This is a genomic window from Pedobacter sp., assembly GCF_037719805.1.
In the GTDB taxonomy this organism is placed as follows: domain Bacteria; phylum Bacteroidota; class Bacteroidia; order Sphingobacteriales; family Sphingobacteriaceae; genus Pedobacter.
This window is the reverse complement of record NZ_JBBJLZ010000003.1, coordinates 782,277-792,217: the sequence shown is the minus strand read 5'-3', so window position 1 is coordinate 792,217 and position 9,941 is coordinate 782,277. Positions and strand designations below refer to the sequence as shown.

The 9,941-nt window shown below is 38.6% G+C and carries 11 protein-coding genes; all 11 read right to left on the bottom strand.

Annotated elements, in window-relative coordinates:
- Positions 1-78: 78 nt before the first annotated feature.
- The 11 genes from WKF66_RS13120 to WKF66_RS13070 are packed head-to-tail and all read right to left on the bottom strand — an operon-like array spanning position 79 to position 9,797.
- On the bottom strand, positions 79-1,251 hold the full coding sequence (locus tag WKF66_RS13120) for a glycosyltransferase family protein (protein ID WP_489674915.1): 1,173 nt from the start codon (positions 1,249-1,251) through the stop codon (positions 79-81).
- Complete coding sequence (locus WKF66_RS13115; RefSeq protein WP_489674914.1) at positions 1,248-2,402, bottom strand: WavE lipopolysaccharide synthesis family protein; 1,155 nt, start codon at positions 2,400-2,402, stop codon at positions 1,248-1,250. The genes WKF66_RS13120 and WKF66_RS13115 overlap by 4 nt, the downstream gene beginning before the upstream one ends.
- 11 nt (positions 2,403-2,413) lie before the next feature.
- The gene (locus WKF66_RS13110; RefSeq protein WP_489674913.1) at positions 2,414-3,148 is read right to left on the bottom strand and encodes a glycosyltransferase family 2 protein; all 735 of its coding nucleotides are present in this window, start codon (positions 3,146-3,148) and stop codon (positions 2,414-2,416) included.
- Positions 3,149-3,155: 7 nt separating this feature from the next.
- On the bottom strand, positions 3,156-3,485 hold the full coding sequence (locus WKF66_RS13105) for a cupin domain-containing protein (RefSeq protein WP_489674912.1): 330 nt from the start codon (positions 3,483-3,485) through the stop codon (positions 3,156-3,158).
- A gap of 2 nt (positions 3,486-3,487) precedes the next feature.
- Complete coding sequence (locus WKF66_RS13100; protein ID WP_489674911.1) at positions 3,488-4,213, bottom strand: glycosyltransferase family 2 protein; 726 nt, start codon at positions 4,211-4,213, stop codon at positions 3,488-3,490.
- Positions 4,206-4,829: an HAD family hydrolase gene (locus WKF66_RS13095; protein WP_489674910.1), complete on the bottom strand. Its 624-nt coding sequence runs from the start codon at positions 4,827-4,829 to the stop codon at positions 4,206-4,208. The genes WKF66_RS13100 and WKF66_RS13095 overlap by 8 nt, the downstream gene beginning before the upstream one ends.
- Position 4,830: 1 nt before the next feature.
- Positions 4,831-5,463 (bottom strand): PI-PLC domain-containing protein, encoded by a 633-nt coding sequence (locus tag WKF66_RS13090; RefSeq protein WP_489674909.1) that lies wholly within the window; start codon positions 5,461-5,463, stop codon positions 4,831-4,833.
- A gap of 4 nt (positions 5,464-5,467) precedes the next feature.
- Positions 5,468-6,397: a WavE lipopolysaccharide synthesis family protein gene (locus WKF66_RS13085; RefSeq protein WP_489674908.1), complete on the bottom strand. Its 930-nt coding sequence runs from the start codon at positions 6,395-6,397 to the stop codon at positions 5,468-5,470.
- Between the two features lie 5 nt (positions 6,398-6,402).
- Positions 6,403-7,671 carry an ABC transporter ATP-binding protein gene (locus tag WKF66_RS13080; protein ID WP_489674907.1) on the bottom strand — a complete coding sequence of 423 codons (1,269 nt, stop codon included), beginning with the start codon at positions 7,669-7,671 and terminating at the stop codon, positions 6,403-6,405.
- A gap of 11 nt (positions 7,672-7,682) precedes the next feature.
- Entirely contained in the window at positions 7,683-8,564 is an 882-nt protein-coding gene (locus tag WKF66_RS13075) for an ABC transporter permease (RefSeq protein ID WP_489674906.1), read from the bottom strand.
- A 42-nt stretch (positions 8,565-8,606) separates the two neighbouring features.
- Positions 8,607-9,797 carry a glycosyltransferase gene (locus WKF66_RS13070; protein ID WP_489674905.1) on the bottom strand — a complete coding sequence of 397 codons (1,191 nt, stop codon included), beginning with the start codon at positions 9,795-9,797 and terminating at the stop codon, positions 8,607-8,609.
- Between the last annotated feature and the right edge of the window lie 144 nt (positions 9,798-9,941).

The following is a 9,941-nucleotide window of genomic DNA, read 5'->3' as shown; positions in this document are numbered from 1 at the left end:
CAATTTGATCAACCGGTGTGAAACGTCGTATAAAATATTGTTGAAGCAAAAGTCTCGGTGAGCAACACCAAATTGGTTTTACTCATTTTGGTGGGTTTTAAGTTTAAAAAGCTTATCCTTAAGCTTTCCGTAACCGAGGCAGTTCGTACCATTTATAATCAAATCATTGGTTATGAGGTACTGCAAGTCAGGCTTAAGGGACTGATAAAACTCGCTTACCCGCTGTTCGATTTTGCCGGTATAAAAGTCATTAAAGGCACCCAAGCCAATGGAATATCTTTCTTTCCGAAACTGCGATACTACTTTTTTAAGGTCGGCAAATACCCTATCCCACACCTCATCTTTCAAGTCCCAATACAACTGTAATTCCGCCAAACTCGGATAACCATAAAATTCCATGGCATAGCTTCCTCTTTTGTTAGCAGAATCATAAGTAAATCCTTCAATAATACGGGGGAAAAAAATCGACAAGTCAGAGGGAATGGCTGTTATAAAATTCGATTCGTCCTTAAGCTTTTTAAAATTAGAGGAGCTTTTAATTAGCACTCCTGATTCATTTACCATGACCGCATTAAAAGAACGGCTTGAGATAAGTTTCAGTTTCGATTGATAGTAATTGAGTTCGTGACCTGCATCAATCCATTCTGTGAGCTCATAACGGAATTCCTCTGGAAATGAGCTGTACCACAGCTTGATAACCTCCAGCAAATCCGATTGGTTCTCTACCTTACCAATGATTTGTCTCAAGATCTCGGTGTCAATATTAAAAATACCAATAAATGCATTGCTCATGTGTTTCTCCTCATCTCCCTTGAAGAGAAAGACGAGCTCATTTTCTAGCGACTTAATACCGGACCAGTCGTTATTAAAAGTCGGTTCCGTTTCCAGATACACTGTCTTACTTTTCGGGAATTCAGTGGGTATTGTAGTAACAAGATTAACGATGGTCTCTTCACCTCCAGCAACCCGAGACAATGCATACTCGAGAGATTCATTAACTCCATGCGAGTCTGGCACGCCCAAGATCTCGTACTCAAATTCTCGGAGATTGACACTCTCTTCAATATACTGCACATCACGCTGATTCACTACCAGGTAAATCTTACAATCAAAATTATTATAAAACTCAAGATGATAAAGGATAAGGGGTTTGGTGTTAATAGGTATCAAAGCAGGAGAAGCATAATAAGCCTTAATAAATGATAATTTATTCGAAATATTGCCTGCGGCGAGGATGAGTACATTTTTCATTTTATAGTAGATAAATTACTTCCGGGACTCTCATTTGCGTGAAGGACTTGTGGCTGCGAATTGCGTACGTCTCGAATTCCAGGCCTTAAATAGGGAAGCATGGACTTGAAAAGGTTTGCAAACCCAAATTTTCCAATTCGGTGTTGAATCCTCCAGACAATTCTGGATACATTACTATAATACACCACTAAAATTAATTTAAGTTCATACAACCGCGATACACCTTTTGAGTATTTTAAAGAAAGCTCTTTCCATTCTTCATGAGTGTAAAGGTCCCTAATTGGCCGAGAATGCATTTTTTTAGGTAAGAGCACGCCTAATATCAATGCATCATCAATTATGAAATTATTAATAATTGATATATCAGAGGCGAGTATCTTATCATACGGTATATGGCTATAATGCTTCAACTCAATATTTAACCCGTGCTTCTTACAGAGCATATGCCAATTGTATTGCTCAGCTCCGAATTTCATTCTAAAATGCCCCCAGTCAAGTGCATTATTGAATATTTTCTTTTCTATAGGGATAGCTCTTGTAGTTTGAGGCTCTGGCTGCAACGGGATATCCCATAGATCCAACAGATCTTCCAATAGTCCAATCTGAAAAATATCACTTGGATGGATCAATTGAGCAATGCGTCTTGGGTTCCTCGTATATTTAGTTGGAATGACAATTCTTTGTTTAAAAAATCGATATTTTTCTCCCCTTGGATGTTCCATCAAATAGTCCGTAAAATCTGTGTCAGAAAATTTACAGTCGCCGCGCATTTTTACAGCATAGGTCTTGGTCGCTGCCTTTAAACCATTATAAGTAGAAATCGTTTGCCGCTTGTTGTTGTTAAAAAAATTAGGCTCCACGATACTATAAGCTATAGCGCCGGGATCTTCATTGAGTATAAGCTTATCGAAATCTAAGTGCGAAACATCAGTGCCATCCCAAGTAGATAAGATGATTTCGGCCTTCGGCATCAAGCTTCTTACACTTTCAATACACTGTAATGTTTGTTGGTTTTCGTAGACGTCACCCGGCAATCCAAACACTTTTCCTTGAATCACAACAGAAATATCACTTAACACCTTCTCCTTTAAAATTACCCTGTCTACAACGTCTTTTTCCAAGGCATTCTCTTTTACTTTATCTTTTTCCATAATGTGAGCATTTAGTACTTGGATTGTATAGCCAGATACTTCTCTAAATCTTCCGGGGTTCCTAATCCATGCATCTGGTCAAAGTCAATATTAAAAATGCCAATCTTCATTCCATGGCTAATGCTATAATTGTACACCGGACAAGTATAAAATTCATTATTAACTCTATCGTTATTTTCAATCATTTCGAGTGCTCCATCCACAAAATCTTTGCCTCTGCGGAATAGATATATGCCTATTGTAGCAAACTCTGATATAACTTTTTTCTCTTGAACCTCCGTGACGATTCCCGCATCATTTATCTTGGCAAATGACCATTTTGGATTTAGCTCCAAATCTGTAAAAGTCATAATGGAACCATCAAGATTCCTATTGAGACAATCATTGATGAAATCTTCAACTGAAATGTCAACTAGTTGATCAGAATTGGCAATAAGCAATGGGAATTCGTTATCAATAATGTGCCTGCTAAACAAAACTGTGCAAGCCGTACCCTCCGTTAATTGATCAAGAGAAATAAAAGTGGCGTTGTATCTGCTCTTTATTTCTTCTACGATTTCACTTTCAGTATTAAAGTGCTCTTCTCTCCCAATAAGTATAAAATTCGCGTCCGGGTAAAAAAGGTTATCCATGACCCTAGTGATCATTGGCTTTTCGGCGACGTCTATGAATGGTTTTGGTTTTAGATATCCTGCATTCGCAAAACGGCTGCCCAAACCAGCCATGGGGATTACGATATTAATCATATCAGCGCTATATTAAAGTATACTTATCGTTGTTTGCTCCAGGTAGTTTTACTACAACGGTCGTTACATCCGTCAAAGCAACAAAGTCAGTTGCAATGCCTGGACGAATCGTTACAATGTCACCATGACCAAAAGTCTCACCGCTCATTCTAACAGTTCCATTGAGTATCACCGTAATTTCTGTGGCTATCTTATGATAGTGAAACTTATCAACATCTCCTGCTTTGTAAGTGATTACAGCCACCTCCACATCATTTGTCGAAAACAACGTTGGAGTGAAATTCCCGACAAACCAGCCACGTGTCATTTCCTCCAGCCTATATTTTTCTAAACTCATAACTATTTATAATTCTTTTCATACTCTTCAATCATTTGAGGGGAATAAAATGAATGATGCTGCTCGGCCTTAATTTTGAAATCCAACACCTTTTTATTCAGCAATACATATTCATTTATTACGGGCGAGATGTAAAAATTGCCTTCGAGTTGTACGTCATTTTTGATAACCTGAAATGCCGCTCGAAAAAATGTTCCTGCATTTTCGAAATAGTAGTATCCCACGATCGCACTATTGCTTATCGGGTTTTTTTCCGCGGTCTGTACTACAAGGCCACTCTCTATGCGTGCATAAGACCATCTCGGATGTACAGATTTAAAAGTGATAACCCCCGCGTCTGCTTTTTCTTTCTTCCAGTAACTCAAAATGTCATCGTATACAACATCTAAAATTTGATCGCCATTTAATATGACCAAGCTGTCATTATCATCTATTTTATCTATAGCCATAAGTACACTGCAAAGCCCTCCCTTAGTGTCCCGCTTAAGTTTTATTACTTCAGAGCGGGGTGCCAATAACTTCAATGTGTTGTCTAGATGAAATTTTAGCGCTTCTTCTTCCCTCATAATAAAAATGAACTCATACTCATCCGATAAGGCACCGGCGTCCTCAATAACCCTTTGAATCATTGGAACTCCATTAATTTCAATTAATGGTTTAGGGTAACTGTAACCAGCGTTGATAAATAATGCAGATGAGCCCGCAATAGGTATGATTATCTTAAGCATTGTTTATCTCCTCTATTCTTCGTTTAATATTATAATAATGGACGTCATCCGGGTTCTCTACCTTCATGACATGGGCACCCGACAAGAAAGCGGCCTTTATACCGTTCTCATTGTCCTCTACAATTAAACACTCCTCTGGAGTCAGTCCAAGTCTTTTAATAGCGGTATTGTAGATTTCTGGATCAGGCTTACTTTTGCCAACATCTTGATTGGACAGAAAAAAGTCAAGATATCTGGCGAGCCCCGACTTTTCCATCATAATTTCAATTGTTTTACGGACCGAATTTGAGCCTACTGCAAGTCCATAACCTTCTGCCTTTAACTTAGATAGTGCGAACTGGTGCTGAAAAACAGGCTTGCATTTAGAATAGACAATCTCCATTGTGTACTGCTGCTTGAGATCATTCACAAAGTCATGTAGTTTTCCCGGAAATCCGCCCTCAAGACTAAGCATTTCCAGCTTCTTTTTCGTCGGTAAGCCGTCGAATGTTACCAGGTGATCGTACCTGCTTATTTGTGCGCCAAAAATGGCTAAAGCAGAGTTTAGCGACTCATAATGCCATTCTTTTGCATCTATTAGCACGCCGTCCATATCGAATATTATTGCTTTTATCATATCAACTGTTAAAAAAACTTAAAGCATCTTCGGGTATATCTGTACAAAGCATAACATCGTCACATTCGTGCAATCGATTATCTTTTAAATATTGCCACAAGGGGATCGGGTCCCGCTTGTGCAGGTCGAAAGAAACAATTGCTACTTTTTTCCGATGGGTGATATGAGCTCTTATTAAGTCAGCATCATACCATCTGTTCACAAATGCGTCAAGCCAAATACCAGCACATTTGTCATAGAATGCCGGCTCCTTTTCATGCTCGCTCTGACGACTATATACCACAAAATCGTGCTGAAGGTATAAAAGCGCATCAGGAACAGACATATCAAATACGAAATAATTAGAGATGTTAAACTTTGATAAAACTGACTTTAAAAGAGTTTGTAATCCATCGGCCTTAACATTTATAGCCAACGGTAAGTTTGAGTTGCATTTGGCATGAATACCGAAAAATTCATCTGAATTAACAGAATAAGCATCGGCAATATCATGCGATATTACTAGTTTTCCATTGTAGTCTCTAAAATCGGTCTCCGTGCCAAAGCCTAAGTTAAAAGAGTGTTCGAAAGCAACAGCCTGGTTTTTCTCCTCTCCTTTTTTCCAATAACCTCTATGGCTAATAATTTCAATCATATAGCTAGTCCTTGAAAAACATTTTTGTAAAAATTTGAATTTTTGCGTTGATATAGAGCCGCAGTCTGCTTATAAAATATTCCATTCCCCGTAAAAGACTGAACATTTGGGATCCTTTCTTACTCCTGTATCCGCGTGACAGTCTCGTAGCTTCGCGCATCGAGTAGTTGCCCTCGGGTGCAAGCGCATATCGTAACTTTTTAGGAAAAGCAACACCCAAATCGGATATGCTAAAGAATTCAAAATTGTTAAAAAGATATTGTTCAGACTTCAAGAAATGGCCAATAAAAGTAGAGTTAATACTAACGAAATCATTCTTCCTTTTTTCTATAAAGGCTATTGCACTTGTTGTTAAATGTTGCTCTGCAACCATCTTAATGTCGTTTTTATCAGTGATCATTGACTCACTTGAAACCAAGGGTGCAGAAAAGAAAAGTTCCATATCAACTTTTTTTCCAACAAGCAGGATATCACTTGCGTGATAAAGTAAATTCATTCTTACGGGATTGCGCACATAGTAGTTAGTGGACAATACGGAATTTCTAAATATTGCATAACGCCCTTTTAACGGCTTTATATAGTCAAGTCTCTTCAATAAAGAATTGTTTAAAAACATTACGTCAGACCTGGTTTTTACGACTACAGAGTGGCTAGCTATCGCTATTCCATTCCTGCTGCTGAGTATGAGCCTATTGTGATTAAATGGACTCGAAACGCCCGGAATAACTATTGCACCAGGATCATCATTTAGAATAACTTTGTCATACTCCAACCCACTAGTTTCCGTTCCCTTCCAAGTAGACAAGATGATCTCAGAGCCAGGAAAATGGGTTCGTATACTACTTAAAACATCTTTCGTTGAAAAAATGCCGTCTGCAATAGCTGAGTCTTTCAACACAGGGCCCTGCACTACAAAAGAAAGATTTTCTGTCATATCTGTTAGTTAACCACCCAGTTAGTTCTTATTAGGCTACTGTATCCTTTTTGTTCGTTCATTAAATATTTTCTACCGATCCCGTTAATGTTTACAAGCGAGAAAGAGATGTCACACAGACGATCTTCAACCAGCTTATATCTGTTATGGATGCCGAAATCAAAAGCAATTTTATAATTGCCTGCCGCTAGTGTATTTGCAGGTATCTTAAAGATTTTCTTAAACTTTTGCATAGGAAAATATTTATGATCTTCTTCCGTATCATCGTGTAATACATAGGCCAGTTCATATTCGTACTGCGACCATAGTCGGAAACCCATAACCAGATCCATTATTGGTTCCAACGCCTCACCTTCAATCTCAATCAACAGATCAGTATTGGTATGAAAACCGTTTAATTTGTCAGCTGGATAAACTGAGGTCTTATGGATACGAAGCATCTTATCGCCTTCCATACCTTCCCAGACCTGCCTTTCGATACTTTCTACGTCGCCCAGATACGAGGGAATTACAGTATCTATGTCTCCCTTACTTATTAGTTCGCCATTTTTAAGGTAAACACCCTTATTGCAAAGCGTACTGACCGCAGACATGTTATGGCTGACAAACAAAACAGTCCGACCCTCACCTTTACTCACGTCGCCCATTTTGCCTAAACACTTTCTCTGAAATTCGGCATCTCCGACGGCCAGCACTTCATCGACTATTAGTATCTCAGATTCCAGATAAGCAGCAACTGCGAAGGCGAGACGAACGTACATTCCACTACTGTAGCGCTTAACAGGAGTGTCAATGTATCGTTCCACTCCAGAGAAGTCAACAATCTCATCGAACTTTCTTTTGATCTCATGCTTTCGCATTCCTAGAATCGCGCCGTTAAGGAAGACGTTTTCCCGGCCAGTTAATTCCGGATGAAATCCAGTACCAACCTCTAGAAGACTTGCAATGCGCCCGTGTGCCCGTATCAATCCCGTAGTTGGCGCAGTTATTCTGCTCAACAATTTCAATAAAGTGCTTTTGCCAGCCCCATTGCGACCAACAATTCCAACCGCGTCGCCCTGTCTAATGTCAAAATTTATATCACTGAGGCTCCATACAATATTGCTCTTGCCCTTAACTGTTCGATCATTTCGCTCACCAATCTTTAAATATGGATCTTCCTTACCCCTTGCTTTCGTCCACCACCTATGCAAGTCATTACCAAGACTCCCCGTGTTGATTTCGCCTAAACGGTAAGCTTTAGAAACATTCTCTATTTTTATAACTGTATCCATATAGCTTATCTTTAAATTGTATCAATGAATGTCCGCTCAGCTTTGTTGAAGAGCATTACACCGAGAACTGCAACTATAAAAATTATCCCAGCGCTAGTGGCTAAAGACGACCATGTAAAAGATCCTACACCTAAAAAGCCTTTTCTAAACGCCTCTAGAATCGGCGTCATTGGGTTAAGAGCGACCAACCATCTAAATTTATCGGGCGCTGCAGATAATGGATAAACCACCGTGGAAGCCCACATTAAAAGCTGAACCCCAAAACCCACAAGAAAGGCTAAATCTCTATACTTGGTCGTTAGTGATGAAACGATCATACCTGCGCCAACACCAAACATTCCGATCATCAAGAGTAGCAGGGGCAGCAACAAGGCAAAGGAATTGACTCCGGTTATTTCACCTCTTGCGGAATACCATGCAACCATCAACAACAATAAAAAAAGATAAATCCCAAACCTGATTAAATTGCTAAAAGAAATACTAAGCGGCATAATAATTCGCGGAAAATACACCTTTCCAAAAACGTTCGCATTATCCATAAAAACATTAGATGTCTTCGTCAGGCATTCAGAAAAATACTGCCAGCAGGTAATCCCCGCCAAATAGAAAAGTGGCCTTGGAATGCCATCGGTTGAGATTCCAGCTAGTGAACCAAATATGTAAGAGTAAATGACAATCGTGAAAAGCGGTTGTAAAAAGAACCAAAGTGGCCCAAGAACAGTCTGCTTATAAAACGATATAAAGTCTCTCTTGACTAAGAGCCAAAACAAATCGCGGTAATGCCACACCTCTTGGAGCTGGAAACCTGTAAAGCCTGAAGTTGGCTTTACTACTATATTCCAATAATCTTTGTCATGAACCTCTATGTCTTCAGTACCTGATTCTTTACTCATTAATATGAAACTCAATTTATCTAAGCATTAATTATGTGAAAATTATGTATACTGGGCTTTAAACGATCTTGCGAAATCTTCCTCAATGGCTTCGTTGTAAATATGAACCTGGTGATTTACGTACATAATCCGGTTAAGTTCCTCGCGTTTTGAATGCGTATTTTTCGAAAGCATTTTAAGAAAACCGCGGTCTTCAAATAAATTTAGAATAGCATTGTTTATTTCTTGTACATCAGGATTTTCGCTTAGGAGTATACCATTAAACTTATCCTCGATTAGATCGTTACAGCCTCTGGAATCTGAAGTAATTACGGGAACGCCCATCGCGAGTGCCTCCATAATGCAAACCGGCATTCCTTCTTTAACACTAGGAAAAACGAAGACGTCTGTAACCGCGAGATACTTATTGACGTTAGACGTAAAACCTACCTTGATAATCTGTTTGTTTTTTTTGAAAAAGTCGTTTTCGATCTTAGAAAGTCCAGATGGATGTGCAGGATCTTCCCCTCCAATAAGCAATAATTTAATATGTTTGTATTGCGGTTTTTTACTCAAGACCATCATTGCTTTTATCAAAAGATCAAAACCCTTAAAAGTCACAAATCTACCCGTATACGCTAAGACGAAGTCATCTTTTGCAATTGAAAGTTGTTCTCTAACCTCAGCTTTAGTCTCTTGACTAACAATCTTCGAATCAAACTTTTCGAAATCGCAGCCAACACCGTAGGAGTTATACATAAAAGTCTTTTCCGGATACATTTGCTTTACAAGGTCATAGTCGAAACGGTTGATCAAGTAGATTTGATCCAGCTTTTTGAAGCAAAATTTTTCTACAATCTCAAAAATCTTGCGCTTAATCGCATTTCTTACCTTAGGATAGCCTATGCCATGAACAGTACCCATCGTAAAATATGCCGGCTTTTGATATAAGAGCGTAGTAAATAAAGCAGTAGTAAAGTGTATATTTATTATGTCGGGTTTGATCTTATCAATCTGATCATTAATTTTTTTGGAAGCTATGAATTGCGAGAAAAAGTTAAAAGAACGAGGAAAATCCTGGTAATGAAATACGATACCTAGCTCAGAATATGGATACTTATCATCATAATTTATCACCTTTTCCTTCGAGCAGATCACATGCACGTCGTGCCCAATATTTATTAATCTGACCGCCACCTCTGAGATGAAATTGTTAAAACTTCCATAATCAGTAATTATTAACAGAATTCTCATCTATTCCCTCACTTACTTCTTTTCTTAGACATTATCATTAAATGATACCGAGCTCTTTAATTACACTCCATTAAGCCGTATTTAAAAAGAATGTTTGTCGTTAATATAAATCAGGTAGTTTCTAAGGCTGGAGAGTATTTATAC

Bases quoted from the DNA above. Each gene is read 5' to 3' on its own strand.
- WKF66_RS13095 (WP_489674910.1), bottom strand. From the start codon at position 4,829: ATGATAAAAGCAATAATATTCGATATGGACGGCGTGCTAATAGATGCA.
- WKF66_RS13075 (WP_489674906.1), bottom strand. From the start codon at position 8,564: ATGAGTAAAGAATCAGGTACTGAAGACATAGAGGTTCATGACAAAGAT.
- WKF66_RS13120 (WP_489674915.1), bottom strand. From the start codon at position 1,251: ATGAAAAATGTACTCATCCTCGCCGCAGGCAATATTTCGAATAAATTA.
- WKF66_RS13115 (WP_489674914.1), bottom strand. From the start codon at position 2,402: ATGGAAAAAGATAAAGTAAAAGAGAATGCCTTGGAAAAAGACGTTGTA.
- WKF66_RS13070 (WP_489674905.1), bottom strand. From the start codon at position 9,797: ATGAGAATTCTGTTAATAATTACTGATTATGGAAGTTTTAACAATTTC.
- WKF66_RS13090 (WP_489674909.1), bottom strand. From the start codon at position 5,463: ATGATTGAAATTATTAGCCATAGAGGTTATTGGAAAAAAGGAGAGGAG.
- WKF66_RS13105 (WP_489674912.1), bottom strand. From the start codon at position 3,485: ATGAGTTTAGAAAAATATAGGCTGGAGGAAATGACACGTGGCTGGTTT.
- WKF66_RS13110 (WP_489674913.1), bottom strand. From the start codon at position 3,148: ATGATTAATATCGTAATCCCCATGGCTGGTTTGGGCAGCCGTTTTGCG.
- WKF66_RS13085 (WP_489674908.1), bottom strand. From the start codon at position 6,397: ATGACAGAAAATCTTTCTTTTGTAGTGCAGGGCCCTGTGTTGAAAGAC.
- WKF66_RS13080 (WP_489674907.1), bottom strand. From the start codon at position 7,671: ATGGATACAGTTATAAAAATAGAGAATGTTTCTAAAGCTTACCGTTTA.
- WKF66_RS13100 (WP_489674911.1), bottom strand. From the start codon at position 4,213: ATGCTTAAGATAATCATACCTATTGCGGGCTCATCTGCATTATTTATC.